Source organism: Motilibacter deserti (assembly GCF_011250635.1).
In the GTDB taxonomy this organism is placed as follows: Bacteria; Actinomycetota; Actinomycetes; order Motilibacterales; family Motilibacteraceae; genus Motilibacter_A; species Motilibacter_A deserti.
In genome coordinates this window covers 13446-39828 of record NZ_JAANNP010000016.1, presented here as the reverse complement: position 1 = coordinate 39828, position 26383 = coordinate 13446, and the positions used below count along the sequence as shown (strand labels likewise).

Annotated in this window: 16 protein-coding genes and 1 pseudogene; 10 read left to right on the top strand and 7 right to left on the bottom strand. The window is 73.9% G+C overall.

All coding sequences use genetic code 11. From position 1 onward, the window contains the following. Positions 1–274: pseudogene (locus G9H71_RS15120) on the bottom strand (hypothetical protein); the annotation flags it as partial. On the opposite strand from G9H71_RS15120, the gene G9H71_RS15115 reads away from it, so the two are divergent. Beyond that, the gene (locus G9H71_RS15115; protein ID WP_166283289.1) at positions 273–1208 is read left to right on the top strand and encodes a phosphotransferase; all 936 of its coding nucleotides are present in this window, start codon (positions 273–275) and stop codon (positions 1206–1208) included. The pseudogene G9H71_RS15120 and the gene G9H71_RS15115 overlap by 2 nt on opposite strands. Before the next feature lie 51 nt (positions 1209–1259). Here the strand turns inward: G9H71_RS15115 and G9H71_RS15110 are convergent, their stop codons facing one another. Beyond that, positions 1260–3797, bottom strand: coding sequence for an asparaginase domain-containing protein (locus G9H71_RS15110; RefSeq protein ID WP_331273027.1), 2538 nt, complete (start codon positions 3795–3797; stop codon positions 1260–1262). Positions 3798–4094: 297 nt separating this feature from the next. Here G9H71_RS15110 and G9H71_RS15105 point away from each other — a divergent pair, with 297 nt between their 5' ends. Together G9H71_RS15105 and G9H71_RS15100 are read left to right on the top strand one after the other, a co-directional pair. Beyond that, entirely contained in the window at positions 4095–6404 is a 2310-nt protein-coding gene (locus G9H71_RS15105; RefSeq protein ID WP_407939770.1) for a SpoIIE family protein phosphatase, read from the top strand. A 112-nt stretch (positions 6405–6516) separates the two neighbouring features. After that, complete coding sequence (locus tag G9H71_RS15100) at positions 6517–8748, top strand: putative bifunctional diguanylate cyclase/phosphodiesterase (RefSeq protein WP_166283285.1); 2232 nt, start codon at positions 6517–6519, stop codon at positions 8746–8748. Between the two features lie 7 nt (positions 8749–8755). On the opposite strand, the gene G9H71_RS15095 is transcribed toward G9H71_RS15100, so the two are convergent. Beyond that, the gene (locus tag G9H71_RS15095; RefSeq protein WP_331273026.1) at positions 8756–9613 is read right to left on the bottom strand and encodes a fructosamine kinase family protein; all 858 of its coding nucleotides are present in this window, start codon (positions 9611–9613) and stop codon (positions 8756–8758) included. Further along, a complete protein-coding gene (locus tag G9H71_RS15090; RefSeq protein ID WP_231134885.1) occupies positions 9610–10062 on the bottom strand; it encodes a low molecular weight protein-tyrosine-phosphatase in 453 nt (150 codons plus the stop codon). Before G9H71_RS15090 ends, G9H71_RS15095 begins: the two co-directional genes overlap by 4 nt. Before the next feature lie 643 nt (positions 10063–10705). On the opposite strand from G9H71_RS15090, the gene G9H71_RS15085 reads away from it, so the two are divergent. From G9H71_RS15085 to G9H71_RS15070, 4 genes are all read left to right on the top strand, one after another. Next, complete coding sequence (locus G9H71_RS15085; protein ID WP_166283281.1) at positions 10706–11299, top strand: hypothetical protein; 594 nt, start codon at positions 10706–10708, stop codon at positions 11297–11299. Continuing rightward, positions 11296–11433 carry a hypothetical protein gene (locus G9H71_RS15080; RefSeq protein WP_166283279.1) on the top strand — a complete coding sequence of 46 codons (138 nt, stop codon included), beginning with the start codon at positions 11296–11298 and terminating at the stop codon, positions 11431–11433. Before G9H71_RS15085 ends, G9H71_RS15080 begins: the two co-directional genes overlap by 4 nt. A 129-nt stretch (positions 11434–11562) precedes the next feature. Further along, positions 11563–15105 (top strand): PAS domain S-box protein, encoded by a 3543-nt coding sequence (locus tag G9H71_RS15075; RefSeq protein ID WP_166283277.1) that lies wholly within the window; start codon positions 11563–11565, stop codon positions 15103–15105. Positions 15106–15267: 162 nt separating this feature from the next. After that, a complete protein-coding gene (locus tag G9H71_RS15070) occupies positions 15268–16503 on the top strand; it encodes a GAF domain-containing sensor histidine kinase (RefSeq protein ID WP_166283275.1) in 1236 nt (411 codons plus the stop codon). Between the two features lie 68 nt (positions 16504–16571). Here the strand turns inward: G9H71_RS15070 and G9H71_RS15065 are convergent, their stop codons facing one another. After that, the gene (locus G9H71_RS15065; RefSeq protein WP_166283273.1) at positions 16572–18185 is read right to left on the bottom strand and encodes a cellulose binding domain-containing protein; all 1614 of its coding nucleotides are present in this window, start codon (positions 18183–18185) and stop codon (positions 16572–16574) included. A 265-nt stretch (positions 18186–18450) separates the two neighbouring features. Here G9H71_RS15065 and G9H71_RS15060 point away from each other — a divergent pair, with 265 nt between their 5' ends. Further along, positions 18451–20505, top strand: coding sequence for a putative bifunctional diguanylate cyclase/phosphodiesterase (locus tag G9H71_RS15060; protein WP_166283271.1), 2055 nt, complete (start codon positions 18451–18453; stop codon positions 20503–20505). A 318-nt stretch (positions 20506–20823) separates the two neighbouring features. Further along, the gene (locus tag G9H71_RS25170) at positions 20824–22002 is read left to right on the top strand and encodes a diguanylate cyclase domain-containing protein (RefSeq protein ID WP_166283269.1); all 1179 of its coding nucleotides are present in this window, start codon (positions 20824–20826) and stop codon (positions 22000–22002) included. A 107-nt stretch (positions 22003–22109) separates the two neighbouring features. Here G9H71_RS25170 and G9H71_RS15050 read toward each other — a convergent pair whose 3' ends face one another. Continuing rightward, positions 22110–23696, bottom strand: a complete 1587-nt coding sequence (locus G9H71_RS15050) for a ribonuclease J (RefSeq protein ID WP_407939769.1) — start codon at positions 23694–23696, stop codon at positions 22110–22112. A gap of 252 nt (positions 23697–23948) precedes the next feature. Then, entirely contained in the window at positions 23949–25391 is a 1443-nt protein-coding gene (locus G9H71_RS15045) for an MFS transporter (protein WP_331273023.1), read from the bottom strand. A gap of 134 nt (positions 25392–25525) precedes the next feature. Here G9H71_RS15045 and G9H71_RS24625 point away from each other — a divergent pair, with 134 nt between their 5' ends. Continuing rightward, positions 25526–26134 carry a TetR/AcrR family transcriptional regulator gene (locus tag G9H71_RS24625; RefSeq protein ID WP_166283265.1) on the top strand — a complete coding sequence of 203 codons (609 nt, stop codon included), beginning with the start codon at positions 25526–25528 and terminating at the stop codon, positions 26132–26134. The last annotated feature ends 249 nt before the right edge of the window (positions 26135–26383 follow it).

Below are 26383 nucleotides of genomic sequence, written 5' to 3'. Positions count from 1 at the left end.
CGTTGCCGTTGCCGTTGCCGTTGCCGTTGCCGTTGCCGTTGAGCAGTGGCGCCGCCGCGCCCCACACCGCGGTGACGAAGCGGCGCTCGGAGTCGAAGACGCGCAGGAACCGCTTGCGCTGGTCGACCTTGGTCGCGTCGTCGTCGCGGGCGTCCGCGGCCATCAGGACGGCGTCGGCGTCGAAGTACTCGAGGGTGTTCTGCCAGTCGAAGGCGAGGGCATAGGCCACCTCACCCGCGATGTCCGACCAGACCTGCTCCGGAGCCGCCCGCATGCCTCAGCTTCCCAGCGTCGACGAGATCACGACGTCCCAGGGGCTCACGGTCACCAAGGTATTGAAGGAGGACTACGACCACAACGTCTACCTCGTCGAGCGCGACGGCCGGCAGCTGATCCTGAAGACGATCAACGACGAGGGGCTCGAGCGCAACCTGCGCCGCGACATCGCCTACTCGTTCGTGCTCGCCACGCTGGCCGCCGCGGACGAGTCGTGGACGCTGCGGGCGAGCGCCCCGGTCGCGACGGGTGAGAGCTGGATGGTGCGGGAGGCGCTGGACGCCTCGCCCCTGCTCGACCCCGACCGGCTGACGGCGGACGCGGCCGCTGCGGTGGGCCGGGCGCTGGCGGACCTGGACCGGCTGTCCCCCGACGTCGCCGCTCGACGGCCGGACTACCGCAACGGGGCCGGCGAGCCCGTCGAGGACGAGCAGCACCGCCTTGACGAGATGGAGCGCTGGGTGGCGGAGATCTCCGACGCGTCCGGCCTCGGGGAACTGTCCGGCCCGGAGCTGCTCGAGGCCCTGCGCTCGGGCCGGGCCGCGGTCCACCCCGGCTTCGAGGTGTGGGACGTCAAGCTCGACGACTTCCTCGGCCTGCCCGGCGACAAGGTCGCGATGTTCGACCTCGAGTTCGCGCACCTGTTCGGCCGCCGGCACTACGACGTGGCGAAGATGTACGCCACGCTGGCCGTCGTCCACGGCGAGCCCGGGCTGGCCGCGACGCTGCTCGAGGCGTACCAGCGCGAGTCGTGCCTGCCGGACGACCGGCTCATCAGCGCGTTCCTGCCTGTGTGCGCCGAGACGCTGCTCGCGGAGCTGAAGGACGCGGTGGACGGCGAGGACGAGGAGCGGGCAGCGCGCGCCCGCGGCCTGCTGGCCTCCTGCCTGCGCGGCGAGGTCGCCGGCCTGGCCAGCGCCTCCGCAGCGTAGAAAGGCGCGGGGGGCTGCCGCGGCGTGCGCGGCAGCCCCCGGGCCTCCGGCTCAGTCGGAGAGGTCGAACTCCGGAGAGCCGATCGTGCTGAACCAGGTGCGGACCTGCTCGGGGTCCTTCGAGAACGTCAGGCCGAGCTGGAGCAGGACCCGCGCCTTCTGCGGGGTCAGGTCGAGCCCGCCGATGACGTTGGGCGTGCCCTCGACGTACACCGAGCCGTCGCCGGTGCGGGTGGTCGAGACGAACACCGTGCCCTCGTCGCGGACCGCGGCCGCACGCTCGATCGACTGCGAGGTCGAGATGCCACCCGCGCCGTGGCCCGCGGTGACGATGCCGTCGACGCCGCTGCGCGCGAGCACCTCGATCGGCGTGGAGTCCGCCTCCAGGTAGGAGTAGACGATCTCGGCCTTCGCCAGGTCGTCGCCCTCGACGGCGGACAGGTCGAACGGCGTCGCCCACTCGTCGGTCCCGCACTTCGTGACCCGCGCCGGGCCGTGCAGCGTGCGCACGCGGTCCTCGTCGACCATGCCGAGCGCGCCGAGCCGGCCGCCCTCGAAGGTGTCGGTCCGGACCGCGTCGGTCTTGGTCACCTCCCGCGCGGCGAAGAACACGTCGTTGAGCAGCAGGACGGTGCCGAAGCAGGTGGTCTTCTGACTGGCGGCCAGCGTGACCGCGTTGAAGAGGTTCGCCAGGCCGTCGAAGGAGAACGTGTTCTGCTGACGCATCGCACCGGTGAAAACGACCGGCTTCTGGCTGCGGACGGTCAGGTCCGACCAGTACGCCAGCTCCTCCATGATGTTCGTGCCGGTGTTGATGACGACCGCGTCGACGTCCGGCTTGGCCAGCTCGGCGTCGGTCATCTTCGTCAGCTTCACCAGCTCCGCGGCGGTCGTGCGCGCCGAGCTGCCCGCGATGCCGGTCGGGACGATGGTGACGTCGGCGACGGTCGTGATCTCGGGGCTGATGCGGTCGTAGACGTCCTTGATCGTGATCCCAGGCCCGCCGTAGGTCTGCCACTTGTGCCGGGCGACCGCCGACGACGTGATCGTCCCGCCGGCGTCGAGGATCGTGACGTTCGGCAGGGGCGTGTCCGCCGCCGTGACGACCGCCGGGGCTCCGGGCGTCGTCAGCGCCGCGAGCACGTCCTCTCCCGCCTTCACGAGGGCCGTCCGGAGCGCGACGTCGTCCACCCGCTGCTCGGCGCGGTCGACGAACGCCTCGACATAGGAAGCCGTCTTCGCCCTGTCATTCTTCGCGTACGCCGCGACGGCCCGGTCGAGCCGGTCCAGCAGCAGGGTCGCCGTGCCCGTGCTCAGCGTGCCTGCGGCGCGGGCCGCGCGTACGTCCGCCTGCGCGGCCGCGAGCAGCGAGTCGACTGTGGCGGTCGGCGGCTCGGGGGTGGACGCCTTGCCCGACAGGTCGAACTCCGGCGACCCGACGGTCTTGAACCAGGCCCGGATCTGCTCGGGGTCCTTGGTGAAGGTCAGCGCCAGCTGGAGCAGCACGCGGGCCTTCTGCGGCGTGAGGTCCTGCCCGCCGATGATGTTGCGCGTGCCGTCGGCGACGTAGACGGAGCCGTCGCCGGTCCGGGTCGTCGACACGAAGACGACGTCCTCGTTGGCGATCGCAGCGGCCCGGAGCGCCGACTGCTCGGTGGAGATGCCGCCGGCGCCGTGGCCGGCCGTGACGATGCCGTCGACGTCGGCGTCCTCGGCCAGCGCCGCGACGGGCTCGCCGTCGGCCTCGAGATAGGAGTAGACGATCTCGGCCTTCGCCAGGTCCCCGGCCTCGACGTCGGTGAGGTCGAAGGGGGTCGCCCAGCCGGCGGTGCCGCACTTCTGCACGCGCGCGGGGGCGTGCAGCGTACGCACCTTGAGCTCGTCGACCATGCCGAGCGCGCCGAGCCGGCCCCCCTCGAAGGTGTCGGTCCGGACCGCGTCGGTCTTGGTCACCTCCCGCGCGGCGAAGAACACGTCGTTCATCAGCAGGACGGTGCCGAAGCAGGTGGTCTTCTCGCTGGCGGCCAGCGTGATCGCGTTGAAGAGGTTCGCCAGGCCGTCGAAGGAGAACGTGTTCTGCTGACGCATCGCGCCCGTGAAGACCACGGGCTTGGGGCTGCGGACGGTCAGGTCCGACCAGTACGCCAGCTCCTCCATGATGTTCGTGCCGGTGTTGATGACCACGGCGTCGACGTCCGGCCTGGCCAGCTCGGCGTCGGTCATCTTCGTCAGCTTGAGCAGCTCGGCCGCTGTCGTCGCTGCCGAGCTGCCCAGGATCCCGGTGTCCTTGATCGTCACGTCGGCGACGCCGTCGATCTCCGGGCTGATGCGGTCCTTGATGTCCCTGATCGTCACGCGCGGGCCGCCGTACGACTGCCAACGGTTGCGTCCCACCGCCGAGGAGACGATCGTCCCCCCGGCGTCGAGGACCGTGACGTTGGGCAGGTCGGTGTCGGCGGCCGAGGCCACCACTTCCGCGGACCGGCTGGACTGGTCCGTGCCGGCAGCGACGGCGACGCCGCTGCCGACGAGAGCGGTGGCGACGGCGACGACGGCGAGTGTCGAGATCGGTCTGCGGGCAAGAATCACCGGCGGTTCCTCACGTTCGCGGCTGGATGGCGCCGCGAAGCTACGACCCGCACGTGTCGCCTGCGTGTCCGCGCGTGTCGTGAGCCGGCAAGTGATTCGAGACTGCGTCCCGCATGCTGGGACGAGGACGAGGCCCTGGCCGAGAAGGCCGGGGCTCACGCCTCCGGCGGGAGCGCCGCCGCGCTGTTCGCGAGAGGGACGGCGGCGGGCGCCGGCTCCGACGCCGTTGGCGCGCTTCGACTAGCCTCGGACGAAGCGGACGCACCCGGCGGTCGCAGGCACGAGGACGGTGGCGCACTGACGCACGGCACGGGCGACGGCTTCGGGGGGCTGCCGGTCCAGGTCGGACGCGAGCTGCTGCCTCCGGGCACCCCGATCGACCTCAGCAACTGCGACCGCGAGCCCATCCACATCCCCGGCAGCGTGCAGCCCCGCGGCGCACTGCTCGTCCTGCGCGAGCCCGAGCTCCACGTCCTGCAGGCGTCCGCGAGCGCGGCCGCCCTGCTGGGCCGCTTGCTCGATGACCTGCTCGACGCCCCCCTGGCCGACGCGCTCGGTGCCGGGCCTGCGGCCGAGGTCGCGCGGTTCGCGAGCACCTTCGGCGACGTGCGCGACCGCAACCCGCTCGAGCTGTCGCTGCAGGTGGGAGGCCGCTCCGTCGGCGTGGACGCGATCCTGCACCGGGTGCGGCTGGACCCGGACGGCCCGCGCGCGGGGTCGATGCTCGTGGTCGAGCTCGAGGCGGCCTTCGGCCCCCGCCCGTTCTCGTTCCCGAACACCTACCAGGCCGTGCGCGGCGCGGTCGCGGAGCTCAACCGGGCGACGGCCCTGCAGGAGCTCTACGACCTGACCGCGCACTCGGTGAAGGCGCTCACCGGGTTCGACCGGGTGATGATCTACCGCTACGACGCCGACTACAACGGCGAGGTCGTGGCCGAGGCGCGCGAGCCGGAGCTCGAGCCGTTCCTCGGGCTGCACTACCCCGCGTCGGACATCCCGCGGCAGGCGCGTGAGCTCTACGAGAAGAACTGGATCCGGCTGATCGACGACGTGGGCTACGTCCCATCGCCCATCTCCCCGACCCTCAACCCGCTCACCGGGCGGCCCCTCGACCTCACCTACTCCACGCTGCGCAGCGTCTCCCCGATCCACGTCGAGTACCTGCGCAACATGGGCGTGCAGGCCTCGATGTCGATCTCGCTGCTGCGCGGGGACAAGCTCTGGGGCCTCATCGCCTGCCACCACTACGCCGGGCCGCACGCCCCTCCGTACGGCGTCCGGGCCGCGGCCGAGTTCCTCGGCTCGACGCTGTCGCTGCGGCTGGGCGACCGCGCCGAGGACGAGGAGCTGCACCGCGCGCTCGCCGCCCGCTCGACGATGGCCGCGCTGACCCGCGCGACGCTGGACGAGGACGTCTCCCTCACGCAGGCACTCCTGGCCGGGCCGACGCTGCTCGACCTCGTGCCGGCCGACGGGCTGGTCGTCGCCCTCGAGGGCGAGGTCACGCGGGTCGGCAAGGTGCCGGCGCCCGACGTGGTCGAGCGCGTCGTGGCATGGGCGTGCGACACCGGCCAGGACGTCGTCGCGTCCGAGCAGCTGTCGGCCGTCGCGGGGCTCGAGGTTCCGGAGGACGTCGCGAGCGGCGTGCTCGCCGTCCCGTTGCCCGAGGGCCAGACGGTGCTGTGGTTCCGCGACGAGGTCACGCGCTCGGTGGACTGGGGCGGCAACCCGCACGACAAGGTCACCGCGCAGGTGGAGGAGGAGGTCATCCGCCTCAGCCCGCGCAAGTCCTTCGCGCGCTGGCGCGAGGTGGTGCGCGGGCGGTGCGAGCCGTGGAGCGCGGAGCAGCTGCAGCTGGCGGCGCAGGTGCGTACGACCGTGGTGGAGGCCCTCTGGGCGCGTTCGCGGCGCGCTGTCCGGGCGGCCGAGACGCTGCAGCGCGCGCTGTTGCCCGGCACGCTGCCCGATCCGGCCGGCTGGTCCATCGGCGCCCGCTACTCGCCCTCTGCCGGTGGTCGCGTCGGCGGTGACTGGTACGACGCGTTCGAGCTGCGCGACGGGCGGCTCGCCCTGGTCCTCGGCGACGTGGCGGGCCATGGCCTGGCGGCCGCCGGAACGATGGCGCAGCTGCGCAACGCGCTCCGTGCGGTCCTCGTCGAGAGCGGGGACCCGGCGGCCGCACTGGGACGGCTCGACACGCTCGTGGAGTGGCTGTTGCCCGATGCGCTGGCGACCGCGGCCGTCGTGGTGGTCGACCCGCGCGACGGGCGCGGCTCCGCCGCCGCCGCGGGCCACCCGGCCCCCATCGTGCTCGCACCGGACTGCGCGCCCGCGCAGCTCGAGCTGGCCGCCGGCCCGCCGCTCGGCGTGGGCCTCGGCGCCCCGGCGGCCGTGGCCCTGGAGCTCCCGCCCGGCGCCTGCCTCTGCCTCTACTCCGACGGCATGGTCGAGCGGCGCTCCGAGTCGCTCGACGTCGGCCTGGCCCGGCTGCAGCGCAACCTCGCCTCGTCCGACATCGACGAGGTGTTCCTGCGCACTCGCGACCCCGAGTCCGAGGACGACGCCACCCTGCTGATCCTGAAGCGGGAGCCCCACCTTCCGGGTTGAGCCGGGAGCAGCCGCGGCGGGCCATCGGGCCGCGCCCCGCGGGGCTGCCTGACCGCTGACGGCCGACGCTCAGATCCGCCGCCGTCCTGCCGATGGGGCCACCATGACGGGCTTGGCAGGAGCACGCACGCTGCGCGCCCAGCTGATCGGCCTCAGCGCGCTCGGCGGCCTCGCCCTCCTCGTCCCCCCGCTCCGCTCGCCCCTGCTCATGCTGACCAACTGGGCGGCCGTGGCCTGCGTGCTCGTCGGCCCGCGCAACTCGCCCGGCGCGCCGCTGCGGGTCCGCGTGCCGTTGATCCTCTTCATGACGTCGGTCGCCGTCGGCAACACCGCCCTCAACCTCGCCGGGGCGGAGACGGCGCTGTCACGGCTCGCCACCGCGCTGGCGCAGCCTGCGGCCGCGCTCGTCCTCCCCGCCCTCTACCGCTCGAGCCCACGGCCCCACCGCGGCCTCGGACTGCTGCTCGACGGCGTCGTCCTCGTCGTGCCCATGGCGCTCATCGCCGGGGAGCTCGCCGCCCGTGGGGTCCACGAGCACCGGGAGACGGGGCTGCACTGGGAGCTGGCCCTCGCCCCGGCCGCGGACATCGGGCTGCTCACGGTCCTCGTCTGGCTCGCGCTCACCCGGGCCCGCCTGGTCACCGCGATCGCCCTCGGCCTGGCCGGTGGCATCGGCTGCACGGTCTACGACCTGGCCGTGACCCTCGCCGGCCAGCGGGTCGCGCTCCCCGGGCAGGCTGTGCAGGCGCTCGGCGTCGTCAACATGCTGCTCTTCGGGCTCGCTGCGGTGCACCCGTCGGCCCGGCTGCTCGGCAGCCGTTCCGGCGCCGTCGCCGGCCGCCGCCCGTACGTCCAGGTGCTGCTGCTGCTGCCGCTCGCCTCGGCCCCCGCCCTCGCGCTCGTCGCGCACGGGCTCGGCCTGCCGCTGCTGCTTCCGGAATGGCTGCTCGGCGCGGCGGCCGTGGTCTCGGTCCTGGCGATGGTGGCCCGTGCGGTGCAAGCACTCCGCGAGGCGGAGCACCGCTCGACCCGGGACCCGCTCACCGGCTTCCTCAACCGGGCCGGGGTCGTCGACGCCCTGGGGCAGGCCCTCGAGCGCGGGCAGCCCCGGCGGCTCGTCCTGCTCAACCTGCGCCGCTTCAGCGAGATCAACGAGGCGCTCGGCCACGAGGCCGGGGACGAGCTGCTCTGCCAGGTTGCCGACCGGGTCGCCGCCCACCTCGGCGCCGCGGACCTGCTCGGCCGCACCGCGGGGGACGAGTTCGCGCTGGTGCTCGTCGACGAGTCGGAGCAGGCGACGCAGACGCGCGCGGCCGGCCTCGTGCAGGCCTTCAACGAGCCCTTCGCGCTGCAGGGCATGACGTTGCACGTCGCGGCACGGGTGGGCATCGTCGACACGATCCGGGTCCACGCCGCCGGAGCCGGCACCCCCGTCATGGGCGCCGAGGACGTGCTGCGTCGCGCCGGGGTCGCGGTCCATGCGGCCGAGCACTCCGGCGGCATGCCCGTCGTGCACGACGAGCGCCTCGACGCCGCCGCGCGCGACCGCTTCGCGCTGGCGAAGGAGCTGCGCGACGGCCTGACCCGCCTCGAGCTCGAGCTGCACTACCAGCCGAAGATCGACCTCTACAGTGGCACGCTCTTCGGCGTCGAGGCCCTGGTCCGCTGGCGCCATCCGCAGCGCGGGCTGGTGCGGCCCGACGAGTTCATCCCGATCGCCGAGGCCACCGGGCTGGTCGTCCCGCTGACCGAGCAGGTGCTCGACGGCGCGGTCCAGCAGGCCAGGCTCTGGCTGGCGCAGGGCAGCCGCGTGCCCGTCGCGGTCAACATCTCCCCCGCCTGCCTGCTGACCGACGGGTTCGTCGAGCGCCTGCGCGACCGGCTCGACCGGCACGGCCTGCCCTGCGAGCTGCTCCGGCTGGAGATCACCGAGACCGCGCTCGTCACCGACCCCGAGCGCGCGATCGCGGTCCTGCACACGCTCACCGCCCTGGGGATCCGGCTCTCCCTCGACGACTTCGGGACCGGCTACTCGTCCATGAGCTACCTGCGCCGGCTGCCCGCGGACGAGCTGAAGATCGACCGCTCGTTCGTCACCGGCCTCGGGCGCGACGGCGGCCGCGACGACATCCTCGTCTCGGCGATGGTGCAGCTCGGGCACAGCCTCGGCCTGTTCGTCGTCGCCGAGGGCGTCGAGGACGCGGAGACCGCCGACGCACTGGCCGCGCTCGGGTGTGACGTCGGGCAGGGCTACTGGTGGTCGCGCCCGGTCCCGGCGGCCGAGCTGCACCCCTGGCTCCCGAGGCCGCTGCCCGCACCGGTCCAGTCCCAGCTGCCGGGCTGAACGACGGTCAGCCCCGCAGCGCCGCACGGGCGGCGGCCCCGGCCCGCGCGCCGTAGGCGGGGCCGAACAGCACGGCGTGCACGAGGAGCGGGTGGAGCTGGTGCAGCGGGACGCGCCCGCGCCAGCCGGGGGCGAGCGGGGCGGCTTCGGCGTACGCCGCGAGGACGCGGTCGAGCAGGGGCGCCCCGAACAGCGCGAGCATCGCCAGGTCGGTCTCGCGGTGCCCACCGTGCGCGGCGGGGTCGACGAGCCGGGCCCGGCCGTCGGCGCCCCAGAGGACGTTGCCGCTCCAGAGGTCTCCGTGCACGGTGGCCGGCGGCTCGGGCGGGCCGGCGAGCACGGCGATGCGGTCGAGGGCCCGCTCGACGTCGCGTGCGTCCTCGGCTCCGACCGCCCCGTCCTGCACGGCCCGGCGCAGGAAGGGCTCCACCCGCCGGGCCGCGTAGAACTCCGCCCAGCCGACCGTGGGCGAGTTGTCCAGCGGCAGCGGGCCGATCCAGCCGTCACGGTCCGCGCCGTACGACGCCGCCTGCGCCGCGTGCGTCGCCGCGAGCTCGCGCCCGAGCCGCTCGGCCGCCGGCGCCGTCGGCGGCCCCGGCTCCACCCATTCGAGGACCAGCACGTCGTCGTCGGCCCCCAGCACCTCCGGCACGGGTACGCCGCCCGCGGCCGCGAGCCGGCGCAGCCCCGCTGCCTCCACCGCGAAGAACTCCGCAGGAGCCGCAGGACGGGTCTTCCCGAAGACGGTGCGCCCGTCCGCGAGGCGCACCTGGTAGGCCCGGCAGACGTCCCCGCCGGGCACCGGCCGCAGGCCCTCCACCGCCATGCCGAGGAGGCGCTCCACCGCCGCGGCGGGCGAGGTCACCCGGCGGCCCGGTTCCTGCGCGCGGCCAGCTCGGCCCGCACGGCGCCGACGACCCCGGGCACGGCGGCCTCGACCTGGTCCAGCGCGAGCTCGAAGCCCGCGTCGTCGCCGTAGTACGGGTCGGCCACGTCGAGGTCGTCCCCCGCGGCGGGGTCGAAGGAGCGCAGCAGCCGCACCGTGTCCGCAGCCTCCGGTGTCGGCGCGAGGGCGCGCAGGGCGCGCACGTGCCCGGCGTCGAGGGCGAGGACGAGGTCCTTGTCGGCGAACCACTCGGCCGCGAACTGGCGGGCCACGTGGGCGTCGTCGTAGCCGCGGGCGCGCAAGGCAGCGGCCGTGCGGGGGTCCGCCGGGCCGCCCACGTGCCACCCGCCGGTGCCCGCGCTGTCGACCTCGACGACGTCGCCCAGTCCCGCGTCGCCGAACGCGCGGCGGAGCACGATCTCCCCCATCGGGGAGCGGCAGATGTTGCCGGTGCAGACGACGCAGACGCGGTACGGAGCGGTCACGGTGCCCATCCTGACGGTCGCCGTCCGTCGATGCCATTGCCGCATACCGGAGCTCCCCTGGCCACGCCGGAGCTCCCCCCGGCCACGCCGGAGCTCCCCGGACCTCCACGCCGGCGCCGCGCCCGATGAGGAGCCGCCGAGAGCCCGCTGCCCGGCTCCGTCGTGGCACCGCAGCCCGCGATGGCCGCGCAGATGCTCGGGTGCAGTGGTCAGGCAGCCGCAGGGGCCGGGGAGCAGAGCTCTACAACAGCTGATCCCAGCTTCCGTCGTCTGTGTCCAGCACGAAGTCCGGGTCGACGGGGCGCGAGCGCGCGCGCCGGCTCCTGCTCATGCCACCGGCGAAATCGGGGCTGGTCACGACCACGTGTCGGCGCCAGCTTCTCGGGATCGTCGTCAGGCCAACACCGCTCTGGGGGAGTCAGGGGTGGCACGTCTTCGACCAGTGATCGCTCTGCTCCGCACGGCTGCACTCGCCCTGTCCGGCGCCCTCACGATGCCTGCCGACGCCGCGGGTTAGCCCGGCGTCACCGTGCTCGCCTCCGGCCTGAACGGGCTACGCGAACTCCAATTCGCGAATGGTCGTGACGTGGTGGTCGCCGAGTCCGACATCGGCGTGGTCTCGGAGATCGACACCCGCAAGGGGACGCGCGAGGTCCTCGTGGACGGCGTGGCGAACCCGCAGGGAGAGGACGCCCGCGGCTCCAAGCTCTTCATCGCCCAGGGCGAGTCCGAGGAGCCGGCCGCGACCGCGCCGCCAGGGGTGCTGCTCTCCGGAGGAGGCGCGCCGCCCACGGTGCTGGCCGACCTGCTCGACTACGAGCTCGGCAACAACCCCGACGGGCAGACGCAGTTCGTCGGCGGGGAGCCGGTGGACTCGGTGTCCAACCCCTACTACGTCCTCGCCGACACCTCGAAGGTGCTCGTCGCCGACGCGGGCGGCAACATGGTCTACCGGGTGGACCGGAGGTCCGGCGCGGTGAAGGTGCCACCGGTGCGGTCATCTCCTACCTGTCCGGCTTCTCCGCGCCGACCGGCGTCGCGGTGGGCGACGACGGGTCGGTCTACGTCTCGGAGATGCTGCACACGCCACCAGTCGGCGAGCCGGGACCGGGGTTCGACCCGAGCTCCGTCGGGCGGATCGTCAAGGTCTCGGGCGGCACCCGGACGTACGCCTCGGTGACGATGCCGTCCGGGCTGGCCTTCCACGGCGGGGCGCTGCACGCGTCCGCCTGGGCGGTCGCCGGGTTCCTGGGCATGCCGGACGCAGGGCAGGTCGTCCGCGTGGCGGACAGCGCGTTCGTGCCCGCGAGCTGACCGCGCCCGGCCTCGCCGGGCGGCGCGCAGGGCCCGCGACTGGGCTCAGGTCGACGTTCGTGCCGCCGACAGAGCGGCATGGGCCCGCGGTTGGGCTCAGGTCGTCGCTCGCGCGGCCGACAGAGCGGCATGGGGGCAGACACGGCCGCGGCCCTGCAGGGCCCGGCGGACGGAGGCGTCCGTGAACGGGCCCTCGTCGAGAGCGAGGCCCGCTTCCGGTCGCTCTTCGACTCCTCCCCCATCGGGATGGCGCTCGTGGGGCTCGACGGGTCGTGGCTGCGGGTCAACCCCGCCGTCGCCGCGATCACCGGCTACCCCGTCGACGAGCTGCTCGCCCTGGACTTCCGGGCGATCATGCACCCGGACGACCTCGGCGCGGACCTGAACCAGGCCCGGCTGCTGCGCGACGGGCGGATCCCGAGCTACCAGCAGCAGACGCGGTACGTCCGCAAGGACGGGCGCGTCGTCCACTGCCTGCTCTCGGTGACGCTCCTGCGCGACGAGGACGGCGTCCCGCTGCACTTCCTCTGCCAGATCGTCGACGTCGACGCCGAACGGCGGTCGCGCGAGCTGTCGGACGTCATGTTCGAGCGCTCACCGGACCCGACGATGCTGCTCGGGGACGACGGGCGGCTGCTGCGCGCGAACTCGGCCTGGGAGCGGGTCCTCGGCTGGCCGCTGGGCGAGCTGCAGGCGAACGACGTACGCGAGCTGATCCACCCGGAGGACCGGGAGGCGACGCTCGCGGCCGCCCGGGCGGCCGCCGAACACCCCGGAGGCGTCGGGCACCCGCTGGCCAACCGGATGCGCACCAAGGCCGGGGACTACCGCTGGATGGAGTGGAGCGGAGCCCTCCTGCCGTCCGAGGGCGGCCTCATGCTCACGGGTCGCGACGTCACCCCGCTGCGCACCACCCAGGAGCAGTTCCGCGCGGCGTTCGAGGCGAGCCCGATCGGACTGGTCATCGCCGACGAGCAGGGCGTGCTCCTGCGCGTCAACGACGCCTTCGCCCGGCTCCTCGGCGGGAGGCCCGAGGAGCTGATCGCTCGGACGTGGCAGGAGCTCACCCACCCCGACGACCTCGCGGAGGGCGAGCGGCAGAGCGCGTCCGTCGTCGCGGCGCCGCACGCCGTGCGTACGTTCGAGAAGCGGTTCGTCCGCCTCGACGGCGCGGCCGTCCCCGTCGAGATCAGCGTCACGCTGCTGACCGGGGCCTCGGGCGAGCGCCACCGCTTCGCGCAGGTGCAGGACGTGACGGCACGCCGGGAGGCCGCGGCCCGCGCCGCCCGTGAGACGGGCCGGCTGCGTACGGCCATCGCCGTCCAGCGGGAGGTGACCGCAGCGGCAGGGGATCGTTCCCGCGTCCTGCAGCTCGTGGCGGACCGGGCGGCCGAGGCGCTGCCCACGTGCACGGGCGCGGTCGTCGGGCTGCTCTCCGGCACGTCGTTCCGCGTGGTGGCGGCGACAGCGTCGATGGCGGCCCACGTCGGCCGGGAGATGCCGGCCTCGGGCTCGCTGTCGGGCGTCTCGATCCGGACGGGCGCCGCGCTCTCCAGTGCCGACACCAGCCCAGGCCCGCGCGTCGACGCAGCGGCCTGCCGGGTCGCAGGGGCCGAGTCGCTGCTCGTCGAACCGTTGTTCGCCGGCGACAGCGTCATCGGCGGCCTGATGGTCGTCAGCGACCGGCGGGAGGCGTTCGACGACGCCGATGCCCAGCAGCTGACGCTGCTCGCCGACGCGCTCAGCGGGGCGCTGCGCCACGCGACCGACGCCGCGCGCAACGTGCGGCTGCTGCAGCAGGCCAACGACGCCCTCTCTGCGCTCGAGGCGAGCGAGACGAGGTTCCGGCTGGCGTTCGACAGCAGCCCACTGGGGATGGTGCTCACCAGTCTGCAGACGGACGATGCAGGAACCTTCCTTCAGGTGAATGCGGCGATGGCGCGGATCACCGGCTACCCCGCGAGCACGCTGGTCGGCATGCGCGTCCACGACCTGCACCACCCCGAGGACCTCGCGCACTCGCTGGCCGCCCTGGACGTGCTGGCTGCGGGACGCGCGGAGCAGCTCACCGGCGAGAAGAGGTACCGCCACGCCGACGGGCACGACGTGTGGGTGCGGCTCAACGTCGCCGTCGTCCGCGACGAGACCGACGCCCCGAGCTACCTCGTGACCCAGGTGGAGGACATCACCGCGCAGCGCGTGGCCGCCGCGCAGCTCGCCGAGCGCGCCCAGCTGCTCGACCTCACGCAGGACGCGGTGATCGTGCGCGACCTCGAGGGTCGCATCCGCTACTGGAACCCCGCCGCCGAGCAGATCTACGGCTGGCCCGCGTCGGTCGCGATGGGGCACGACGTCGACCGGCTCCTCGCGACTGCCTGGCCGGACGGCGCCTGCCGGGACGCCGCGACGAAGGCCCTCCTGCGCGACGGGGCCTGGCAGGGCGAGCTCGAGCACCGGCGTGCCGACGGGCACCGCGTCACCGTGCTCAGCCGCAAGGCTCTGCAGCGCGACGAGCAGGGCTGCCCCGTGGCGGTGCTGTCCATCAACTCCGACGTCACGGCGCGCCGCGCAGCCGAGCGCGCGCTGGCCGCCAGCGAGCAGCGCTTCCGCTCGCAGTTCGTCCACACCAGCGTCGGCCAGCTGATCCGCACCGTGGACGACGTCATCGAGGAGGTGAACCCGGCGTTCGCGCAGATGGTCGGGTGGACACCGGGCGAGCTCGTCGGACGCCGCGCGTCCGAGCTCTACGACCCCTCCACGCAGGCCATCCGCCAAGCGGCGCTGGCCGGGATCGTCGCCGGGGACGCGGACTCCTCCAGCGGCGAGGGACGGCTCGTGCGGCGCGACGGCTCCCGGGTCGACGTGCACGTCAACGTGTCGGCGATCCGCGGGGCGGACGGCGCCCCGGAGCGCTTCGTCGCCATCTTCCAGGACATCAGCGACCGGAAGGCCGCGGAGGCCGGGCGGGACCGGGCCATGGCGGCCCTGTCCGAGCAGAACGCGCAGCTCGCCGACGCCAACCAGCTGAAGCTGGACCTGATCGGCATGCTGGGACACGAGATCGGCAACCCGCTCGCGTCGATCCTCGGCTACAGCGAGCTCGCGCTCGACGGCGGCGCCGAGCTCTCCGACGACGCGCGCCGGGTGCTGGAGACGATCGAACGCAACGCCCACCGGCTCGACGGGATCGTCCGCGAGGTGCTCGCCCTCGTCGCGGTCGACGCCGGCAAGCTCTCGGCCACTCCCGAGCCGACCGCGGTCCGCCCGCACCTCGAGGCCGCCCTGGCCGAGTCGCGCGGGGGCGCCACGCTCTCCTGCCCGCCCGACTCCGTCGTCCTCGTGCAGCCGGGCCACCTCGACCAGATTCTGGCCAACCTGCTCTCCAACGCGGTCAAGTACGCCGACGGCGCCACCGCGCTGACGGTGAGCACGCGCGCCGGCCGCACCGAGATCCGGGTGGAGGACGACGGGCCAGGCGTGCCCGCGCCGTTCCGCAGCCGGCTCTTCGAGCGCTTCGCCCGGGACGCCAGCACCGCAGGAAGGGTCAAGGGGACCGGGCTGGGGCTCTACATCGTCCGCGAGCTCGCCCGGGCGAACGGCGGGGACGTGCACTACGAGGCGCGGGACGCGGGTGGGTCCGCGTTCGTGGTCTCGCTGCCGGCGCCCGGCTGACGGGGCCGCAGCGGCGCGACGGCTGGCGGCAGCCGACGCCAGACGGCAGACCGGCAGGCGCGCGTGGGCATAGTGCGCGCGGACCACACCCGGGCGGCCCAGCAGAACCGTGTAGGCGCAGCCGATGGACTGGCGGGACACGCAACACCACCGGGGGAAGACATGCTCACGCTGATCGAGACGGACGACGCGCGGGAGGCGCGCCGCCTCGGCGCGCTGCGCGCGTACGGGGTGCTCGACACCGCGCCCGAGCCGGCGTTCGACGACATCGCCTCGCTGGCCGCCGACCTGTGCGGCACCGCCATCGCCGGGATCAGCTTCGTCGACACGGACCGGGTGTGGTTCAAGGCGAGGGTCGGCGTGCCGCTCGCCGAGCTGCCCCGCGACCTGATGCTCTGCTCGCGCACCGTCCAGGGCACCGAGGTCCTGGAGGTCCCCGACGTGCCGCCGACCGGGAGGCTGGCGAGCCACCCGCCCGCGGCGGGGCTCCCGCAGGTGCGGTTCTACGCCGGTGCCCCCCTGCTCACCTCCAGCGGCGACGCGGTCGGAAGCCTCTGCGTCCTCGACACGGTCCCCCGACGGCTCACCGACGCCCAGCGCAAAGGCCTGACCACGCTGGCCCACCAGGTGATGACCCAGCTGGAGGTGCGTCGGCAGGCCTGCGAGCAGGCCGCAGCGGCCGAGCGGCTGCGCGAGGTCGACTCGCTCAAGACCGAGTTCATCTCCCGTATCACCCACGAGCTGCGCACGCCGCTCACGTCGATCAACGGGTATCTCGAGATGCTCGTGTCCGGTGAGCTCGACGCCGACGAGCTGGCCGAGTCCCTGCACGTCGTGCAGCGCAACTCGGCCCGGCTCACGAGCCTGGTCGACGACGTCATCGCCGCGTCCCAGCTGGGCGGCGCCGCGCCCGAGCTGGAGCGCTCGGTGTGGGGCCTGCGTGAGCTGGCCCGTGGGGCGGCCGCCAAGCACGCGGCCCTCGCCGACGGCCGCGGCGTCGTGCTCCGGCTGCCCGACGGCGAAGGGCCGGAGGCGTACGTCTTCGCCGACCGCTCGCGGATCACCTGCGCGATCTCGCGCATCGTGCACAACGCGGTGCTCTACCAGCCCTCCGGCGGCCGGGTGGACGTGGAGGTCGTCGCCGACGGCGACCGCAGCGCGGTGAGGGTCACCGACGCCGGCGTCGGGGTCCCGGCCGACGAGGTCGCCCAGGTCCTCAAGCCGTTCTGCCGCGGGCGCTACGCCGAGGAGCACCAGATCCCCGGTGCCGGGCTCGGCCTCCCGCTCGCCGCCGCCGCGGTGCAGGCCCACGACGGGTCGCTGACGATCGACGGCGCCACCGGCGGCGGGACCATCGTCACGATCGCGCTGCCGGCGTACGCGCCGGCCTGCCCCTGACGGTCGAGGCCCCGCCGGCGGGACGCGCCGGCGGGGCCTCGGAGGTGGACGAGCCTGCGGTCAGCCCGTCAGCTGCACACCGCCCCGTTGAGGGCGAACGCCGGGGCGGCACCCGGCGTACCCGTCGCGTTGAAGCTGATCGTCGCGGACTTGCCCGGCTGGATCGTGGCGGCCGACGACACCGTCACGTTGCCCGCGGTCTGGGTGAACGACCCCGGCCACGCCTTGGTGACCCGGACGCCCGAGCCGAGGTCGAAGGCGAGCTCCGCGCCCGACACCGGCTTCTTGCTGGTGTTGGTCACGACGGCCTGCCCGGTGAAGCCGCCGTTCCACGCCGAGGTGCGGTAGGACACCGTGCACGACCCGCCGCCGGTGCGCTCGTGGCTGTAGAGCCAGTCGAGCATCGTGTTGTTGAGGTAGGTCGGCACCCAGGACCAGTGCGCGTTCTGCGGCGTCGTGCCCCGGCTGTAGGCCGTCAGCAGCGTGTGGCTGCCGTTGGCCTCCGCGGCGTCCCACTGCGCCTGCGCCAGGGCGTCGGCCTGCGCCACCGGGAGGTTGCCGGCCCACTCGGCGAAGGTCGTCCTGGCGCCGGCCGCCCCGATCGCGTTGATGAGCGCGAGCGACCCGGTCGTGTAGTTGACGGTCGGGTCGTCGACGGAGTGGGTGGCCCAGATCGGCAGGTCGACCAGGCTCGGCGCGACCGCCGTGTTGCCCGTCGCGGCCACCGTGATCGCCGCGGCGAACTTCGTCGGGTACTTCGGCAGGATGTCGAAGGAGCCGATGCCGCCGAGCGACAGGCCGGTGAGGTAGAGCCGGTCCGGGTCGACCGGGTACTCCGCCATGACCTTGTCGATGGTCTCCATCAGCGCCTGCTGGACCGAGGGCGTCGTCCAGGCCAGGCCGGACGGGACCTGCGGCGAGAGCACGAAGCTCGGGTCCTTGGCCTGGCGGGCCGGGGCGGCGAACGCCGTGGCCAGCTGGTTGCCCGTGATCTGGGTCAGGTTGTTCGGGCCGCGCTCACCCGCGCCGTGCAGGGTGACGACCAGCGGGTAGAGCGCCTTCCTGCCCGGCCGCTCGTCGTACGCCTCCGGCGTGTAGAAGCGGTAGTTCAGCACCTGGCCCGAGCTGCTGGTGTTCGACAGCGCGGCGAACTCGTCGACGACCGGGGTGAGAACGCTGGTCGTGGTGACCGGCGTCTCCGAGCTCTCGAGCTCGACCCGGCCCTTCCCGTCGAGCACGTCGGCGACCTGGGTCACCGAGTACGACAGGCCGTAGGGGTTGTTGATCCCGCCGGAGTACTGCAGCGCGCCGGCCGCGGCACCCGCGGAGCCGAGCTCGAGGATGAGGTACTTGCCCTTCTCTCCCTGCGCCTGCAGCGCCGGCTCGTCGTTGACGTACGCCCGGAGCACCGGGCGGGTCGCGCTGGTGACGGCGCCGTTGACCGAGGACGTCCGGGTGCCGACCACGCGGAAGGCCGCGGGGTCGATGGAGGCGCCCTCGAGGTCGACCTTCGAGGAGAACTGGATCGCCACCGCAGTGATGAAGTGCCCGAGCGGCAGCGATTCGGTGATGATGTCGGCGCGGACAGGGCCCGGCCCCGCGGCCTCGGCCGTGCCGGCCAGGGGCACGGCGGACAGCAGGGCGCCAGCGGTGAGAGCCCCGAGGGCTCGCAGCTTGTTCAACAGGTCACCTCGACGTTGGGGTGAATGCGGACGGTGACGGACCCGGCTCGCGGTGCCCGGGACCCCTCCACGGGACCGGCGCACCGGGCGGCCGGTCTGCGTCGCGCTGAACCTAGAGAGCCCCGGAAACCGGTGTCAACCGTCCAGATCTGGACTAATGCTGCGTTCGCGAGCGCTCAACCTGAGCTTTCGAACCTCCTCGGCACGCGGTCCGGCCGCTCCACCGGCGGGGTTAGCCGTCGCCCCGTGCGGGCAGGAGCGCGCCGTGGTCGAGCCGGGGGACGCGCGGCTGCTCTCGGCCGTCGTGCGGGCGATCGACGCCACCGCGTTCGAAGCGCTCGCCGTGCTCAGCCCTGTCCGCGACGAGCGCGGCGACGTCGTCGACTTCGAGGTCCTCGTGGCGAGCGGGCTCTCCGGCGTGCTGCAGTCCGAGCTGCCGGCCCACGGCGAGCGGCGGTTGAGCCTGCTGCCCGACGGGCTCGGCGCGACGCTCGTCGAGCGCAACCGCGCGGCGCTGCTGGCCGGGGAGCCGACGGCCGATGAGGTCACCATCCCGGCCGAGCACGCCGGGCCGCTCGCCGGCCGCACAGCCGAGGTGCACCGGGTCCCGGTCGACGGCCTGGTGGTGGTGCTGTGGCGCGACGTCACGGCCGTACGCGCCGCCCAGGCTGCCCTGCAGGAGCGCGAGCACCGGTTCCGCGCGCTCGTCGAGAACGGCACGGACCTCATCCTGGTGCTCGCTCCGGACGGCTCCCGGACGTACGTCAGCCCTTCGGCGTCGCGGGTCCTCGGCTACAGCGCGGAGGAGCTGGCCCACGGCCGGTGGGGGGAGCGCGCCCATCCCGACGACGCCGAGTCGGCGGACAGCCTGTTCCGCCGCGCCCTCGCGCTGCCCCAGGGTGCGACGGTCTCGGCCGACCTGCGCGTGGTGGACCACCAGGGCCGCACGCGGTGGATCCAGGTGCTGGCGACGAACCGGTGCGCGGACCGCGCGGTGGGCGGTGTGGTGATCAACGGACGGGACGTCACCGACCGGCACGAGGCGCTGGCCCGGCTGCGCGACCAGGCCCTGCGCGACCCGCTGACCGGCGTTCCGAACCGGCGCTGGTTCCACGCGGCGCTGGCGAACGCGATGGCCCGGTCGGAGCGGACGGGCGCGCAGCTCGCCGTCGTGCTGTTCGACGTCGACCACTTCAAGCTCGTCAACGACACCCTGGGACACCCGGCCGGCGACGAGCTGCTGATCGAGCTGACCCGACGGCTGGCGGCCGAGCTGCGGCCCGGTGACACCGTCGCCCGGCTCAGCGGTGACGAGCTCGCCGTCCTCGCCGAGGACCTGCACGAGGCGTACGACGCGGTGACGGTCGCCGAGCGCCTGGCGGCGAGCGCGTCCGGGGAGTACCAGCTGGCCGGCGCGGGGACCCGGGTCTCGGTGTCCGTGGGGGTCGCGCTGGCGTCGAGCGACCAGGACGCGGACACGGTGCTCGCCCATGCGGACACGGCTCTCTACGCCGCCAAGCAGCAGGGCCGGGGCCGCGTGACGGTCTACGAGTCCTCGTTGCGCGAGGGCCTGATGCGGCGGCTGCGGATAGAGCGCGACCTGCTGCTGGCCCTGGAGCGCGACGAGCTCGTGCTGCACTGGCAGCCGATCGTGCGCCTCACCGACCGCAAGGTCGTGGCAGCCGAGGCGCTGCTCCGGTGGCGCCACCCCACCCGCGGGCTGCTGAGCGCGGGCGAGTTCCTGCCGCACATCACCAGCCACGGTCTGAGCCACGAGGTCTGCGTGTGGGCGTCCGACCACGCCCTCGCCCAGGCGGCCGCGTGGTCCCTCGGCCACGGCCCTGATCACGTGTTCGTGAATCTGTCTGCAGTGGACCTGGGGTCGCACGCTCTCGTCGACCGCATCAGCACACAGGCGGCCACGCACGGAACGGACCCGTCCGGCGTCCACCTCGAGGTCAGCGAGCAGGTCCTCGGCCCCGACGTCCCGCGCGTCCGGGAGACGGTGGCCGCCCTGCGCGCCCAGGGCTTCGGCATCGCGCTCGACGACTTCGGCGCGGGCAACACGGCCCTCGCCTGGCTGCGCCAGCTGGACATCGACGTGCTCAAGCTGGACCGCGCCTTCACCAGCGACCTGCACGCCCCGGCGACGCGGGCGATCGTGCGCTCGGTGCTGCAGCTCGCTGCGGACCTGGGAATCACCTGCCTGGCCGAAGGCGTCGAGACCGGCGCGCAGCACGCGACGTTGAGCGAGCTGGACTGCCCGCAGGCGCAGGGGTTCCACTACGCCGAGCCGCAGCCGGCAGAGGCCCTGGCCTGACGCGCCATGCACCGGCGCCGAGCCGAGTCCACCACGCCTCCCGTGCATCTGCCGCCGTCGCCTACGCCCGGGACCGCGAGCGGCTCCGCGGTACCGGTCCCGGCGCAGTGACCGACCAGGCGACCGGCCGACCAGGCGACCGGCCGACCGGGCGAGCTCGGCAGGACGGAACGGGCCGCGGCCGCTAGGCTCGAAGCACGTCGTCCGCGTAGGCCACGTGCCCGACGCCTGCTCCCCTGCACGTCGAGGAGGCACCCCGCGACCACGGCGCTGCGCAGGTCCCGCCCCTGGGACGCGACGACGATGGGACGGGACCGGGTGACGAGGTCGGACGCCCCGCACCGCAACGAGCGGCCGGCGGCGTACGACCCGTTGGCCACCCTCGCCCGGCTGGAGCGGATGGCCTGGCTCGGGGGGCTGGCCCGCCGACGCGCTGCTGCGCTCGCCGTCACCGGCACGCTCGCCATCGCGGCGGTCACGGCCGTGCTGGGCGCGGTGCTCATCGCCACGGACCGAGCGCTCGCCCCGCTCTGGACCCAGCTGCTCGGGTGGCCGCTGCTCTACGCCCTGCGGTCCGAGCCGGCCCAACGGCTCATCGGCGGCGGCCGGCTCGACAACCGCGTGTGGCTGCGGGCGGGGATCGCCAACGCCGTCCTGCTGCTCGTGATCCTTCCGACCGGGCTCACCTTCGTGCTGCCCATGGGCGGCGCGATGATCGCCAGCGTCTCCATCGGGTGGTCCGGCGCCCGCGCCTGGCGCGCCAGCGCGGTCTCGGCCGCCGTCACGACGGGGATCGGGCAGCTCGCCCTGCACCTCGGCGCAGGCCCTGCGGACGCCCCGACCGAGCGCAGCGACATCGCTGCCGGCGTCGCGCTGATCCTCGTGCTCGCGACCATCGCGAACATGGGGATGGTGGCCGCCCGGCAGGAGGCGGACCAGAGCCTGCTCGACGCCGAGCGGCTGGCCCGCCAGGAGGAGCTGCGCCATGCGGCGACGCACGACGCGCTGACGGCGGCGCTCAACCGGGCCGGGCTCTACGAGCGGCTGGACGCGGCGCTCGCGACCGCCTCCCCGGGCTCCGGGGTCGCCGCCGTCTATCTCGACCTCGATGGCTTCAAGCCCGTCAACGACAGGTACGGCCACGCGACCGGCGACCGGCTCCTCGAGGTCGCGGCCCAACGGCTCGCCCGCGTCCTGCGCCCGCAGGACGCCCTGGCGCGCGTCGGCGGCGACGAGTTCGTGGTCGTGCTCGTCGACGTCGCGACGCGCGCCGACGTGCGCGCCGTCGCCGCGCGCGCGGCCGCTGCCCTCTCCGAGCCCTTCAACCTCGACGGCACGGTGGTGAGCGTGTCCGCGAGCGTCGGCGCGGCCCTCACGCACGGCCCGACGACCACGTCCGACGCGCTGCTCGGTGAGGCGGACGAGGCGATGTACGCCGCCAAGGGGCGCCAGGTCACTGCCGGCCCGCTGCCCGTGCTCGACGAGCCGCACCGCTGACGGGAGCGGGCGGACGCCGCCCGCGGGCCGGCGTCAGACGGGCACCGCGGGCGGGGCACACGAGGGGCACGCCCGCCTGGGAGTCGCTCCCGTCCGGGCTTCCCGGGCTACTCCTCGATGATGACGGGCAGCACGATGGGGTTGAGCCGGTGCGCGCGCCACGCCCACTGGGCGACCGCCCGCGTGATGAGGTCCTCGAGCTGCTCGCGCTCGCGGACGCCCTCCTCCGCGGCCTTCGCCAGCGCCTTCTCGATCGAGGGGATCGACTGCTCCAGCGCCTCCTGCCCGGGCGCGAAGCCGCGGGCGAGGAAGTCCGGGGGCTCGGCGAGGGTGCCGGTGTCGGTGTCGAGGATCCCGACGACCGTGATGACGCCCTCGGCCGCGAGAGTGCGGCGGTCCTTCAGCGAGGCCTCGGTGATGTTGCCGACCGTCGTGCCGGAGACGTAGACGTAGCCGGCGGAGACCTTGCCCGTCACCTTGGCGCGGCCGTCGACGAGGTCGACCACGACGCCGTCGTCGGCCACGATCACGCGGTCCTCGGCCACGCCGGTGCGAACCGCGATGTCGGCATTCGCCTTCAGGTGACGCCACTCGCCGTGGACCGGCATCACGTGCCGCGGGCGGACGACGTTGTAGACGTAGGCGAGCTCGCCGGCGCTCGCGTGGCCGGAGACGTGCACCTTGGCGTTGCCCTTGTGCACGACGTGCGCGCCGTAGCGGGCGAGGCCGTTGATGACGCGGTAGACGGAGTTCTCGTTGCCGGGGATCAGCGAGCTGGCGAGCAGCACCGTGTCGCCCTCGCCGATGCGGATGACGTGGTCCCGGTTGGCCATCCGCGACAGCGCCGCCATCGGCTCGCCCTGCGAACCGGTGCAGATGAGCGCGGCCTTCTGCGGCGGCAGCTTCTCCAGCTGCTTGAGATCCATGACGAGGCCGTCCGGGACGGTCAGGTAGCCGAGCTCGCGCGCGATGCCCATGTTGCGGACCATGGACCGGCCGACGAACGCCACCTTGCGCCCGTGGGCGTGCGCGGCGTCCAGCACCTGCTGGATGCGGTGCACGTGGCTGGCGAAGCTGGAGACGATGACGCGGCGCGGCGCGGCGCGGAACACCGTCTCGATGGCCGGGACGAGCTCGCTCTCCGACGTCGTGAAGCCGGGCACCTCGGCGTTGGTGGAGTCGGTGAGGAAGAGGTCGACCCCCTCCTCCCCCAGCCGGGCCAGCGCGCGCAGGTCCGTGAGCCGCCGGTCGAGCGGGAACTGGTCCATCTTGAAGTCGCCGGTCGCCACCACGAGCCCGGCGGCGGTGCGGACGGCGACCGCGAGCGCGTCGGGGATGGAGTGGTTGACCGCGACGAACTCACAGTCGAAGGGGCCGAAGCCGCGCCGGTCGCCCTCCTTGACCTCCACCAGCCGTGGGGAGATCCTGTGCTCCTCGAGCTTGGCCGCGACCAGCGCGAGGGTCAGCCGCGAGCCGACGAGCGGGATGTCGGCGCGCTCCTTGAGGAGGTACGGCACCGCCCCGATGTGGTCCTCGTGCCCGTGCGTCAGCACGACCGCGACGACGTCGCGCAGCCGGTCCTTGATCCAGCCGAAGTCGGGCAGGATCAGGTCGACCCCGGGCTGGTGCTCCTCGGGGAACAGGACGCCGCAGTCGACGATGAGCAGCTTGCCGTCGTGCTCGAGCACGGTCATGTTGCGACCGATCTCGCCCAGGCCGCCGAGGGCGACGACGCGCAGACCGCCCTTGGGCAGGCGCGGGGGGCGCTGCAGCTCGCGCGGAGCTGATCTCACCGGCTCTCCATTCTTCCGATCGGACTGATGCGGAGAACTCGGGACGGAGGATGTCCGGCTCGTCGGGCGCGCAATCGCGTCGACGGACGGTTCCGCCGACGGGAGTCCGCGCGGGACCAGCCTAGTCGCCGGCCCCGCGCCCGTCGTACGCCGTCAGCGGGCCGCGGCCGGCGCCTGCTGCGGCTCGCCGGCCGCGGTCTGCCGCGCCCGCCGCTGGTGCGGGATGGTCGACGCGATGGCCACGCCGACGAAGGCGGCGACGGCCCCGGCCACGAAGCAGAGCTGGAACGCCCCTTCGGACGGGAGCTCGAAGGCGCCGAAGCTGTTGGTGTTGCTGGTCAGCAGCGTGCCCATCACCGCTGCGGCGAGCGTGGTGCCCAGCGAGCGCGTGAGCGCGTTGAGCCCGACCGCGGACGCGGCCTCGCTCGGCGGGACGGCGTCCATGATCAGCGTGGGCATGGCGGCATACCCGATGCCGACGCCGGCCGAGGAGACGCAGGACGCGATGAGCAGCTGCCAGGGGGCGCCCATGAGGAAGAACGCGACGAGGTAGCCGGACCCGAGGACGGCCGCGCCGATCATCAGCGTGGCCTTCGGCCCGATGTCCGCGATGAGCTTGCTGGACGCCGGGGCGAACAGCATCATCATCAGCCCGGCCGGCGCCATCCAGAGGCCGGCGGCGAGCAGGGACTGGCCGAGGCCGTAGCCCGTGGCCGACGGCAGCTGCAGCAGCTGCGGGACGACGATCGACTGCGCCATCATCCCGAAGCCGATCGCGATGCCCGCGAGGTTCGTCATGAGCACCGGGCGCTGGGCGGTGGCCCGCAGGTCGACCAGGGGCTCGGCCTGGCGCAGCTCGAAGACCCCCCAGACGACCAGGACGACCAGGCCCGCGGCAATGGCGCCGAGCGTGCGAGCGTCGCCCCAGCCCCACGTGGTCGCCTTCGAGATGCCGACGAGCAGGGACACGAGCCCGATGGCGAGGCCGATCGCGCCGACCGCGTCGACCCGCCCCGGCCGGCCGTCGTGCACGTGCGGGACGACGAGCCACGTCAGCGCGAGGATGACCGCGGCGGCGGCCGTCGCCACCCAGAAGAGCGCGTGCCAGTCGGCGACGTCGACGATCCAGGCCGACAGCGGGAGCCCGATCGCCCCGCCGACGCCGAGGGTCGCGCTCATGGCCGCGACCGCGCTGCCGGCCATGTGCGGCGGCGTGATCTCGCGCAGCAGCGAGATGCCCACCGGGATGAACCCCATGGCCAGGCCCTGCAGCGCACGCCCGACGAGCATCGGCGCCAGGGTGTCCGAGAGCGCGGACACCAGCAGGCCGGCCACCAGGATCGCGGCGCTGACGACGAGGACGCGCTGCTTGCCGAACAGGTCGGCCAGCCGGCCGGCGACCGGCATGGTCACGGCCGCCGCGAGCAGAGTGATCGTGACGACCCACGCGGCGTTCGCCGCCGATGTGCCGAGCAGCCGGGGCAGCTCGCTCTGGATAGGGATGACCAGGGTCTGGGTGAGGGCGACCGTGAGGCCGCCGAAGCAGAGGGCGACCGTGGCCGCGACAGGGCTGCCGCCCCTCGGCGTTGTCGACACAGTTGTTCCCTTTCGCGGCAGCGCCGTGGCCCGCACTAGCGGGTGTATGTAAACGTGTGCTTACAACACTAGGGAAAACGGTGGCCCGAGTCAACCGATGCGTACATTGGGTGGCCGTGGGTCCGGGAGGCGACATGGGCGAGCCGCGGCGGCGGGACTCCGCCCGTACGCGGAAGCTGCTGCTCGAGACCGCTCGGCGCCGCTTCGCCCGAGACGGCTACGCGGCCACGACCGTGCGCGACATCGCCGACGAGGCGGGGGCCAACGTCGCGCTCATCAGCCGCTACTTCGGCTCCAAGGAAGGGCTGTTCGAGGCGTGCCTGGCCGCCGCGGCCGACTCGGTCCGCGGCACCCAGGACGGTGACGTCGCGCTCGAGGGGCTGGGGCGCTCGATCGCGCGCGGGATGGCCGGCGTCTCCAGCGCGCACGGGCTGCCCGAGGTGCTGCTGCTGTCGCTGCGCCCCTCCGGGGACGAGCAGGCCGAGCGCGCCCGGATCCGCACCCTGAGCTCGTACGCCGAGCGCATGGCCGCGCTCGCCCTGCCCGAGGGCGCCCCGCTCCCCGACGACCTGCACCTGCGCGGCCAGGTCCTGCTCGCCACTGCGCTCGGCGTCGCCGTGCTCCGCGCGACGCCCGGCCTCGGCCCCATCACCTCTGCGACCGAGGACCAGCTCGCGGACGCGCTGTCCGACGTGGTGTCCGCGCTGCTGGGGCGCGGGCCCGGGCCCCTCACCCAGCCGTAAGCCCCGAACACCAGCCGCTCGCGCCGCCGGAACAGCACCGGCAGGACCCGTGACGAGCTCGCCGCCGATCTCGTGAGGCATCGTGCTGCGGTGCGGTAGCCGTGCGGAAGGCCCGCCCCGAGCGGCGATGGAGATGACCCGAACCCGAGTTCCGCGCATTTCGCTTCCCCTTTGTCTCGTGGCGTGACGTGGTCGATGCGTTCTCCGATCCGCGAGCCTTGCTGCCGGTGTCGGTCGGGCCGATGGGAA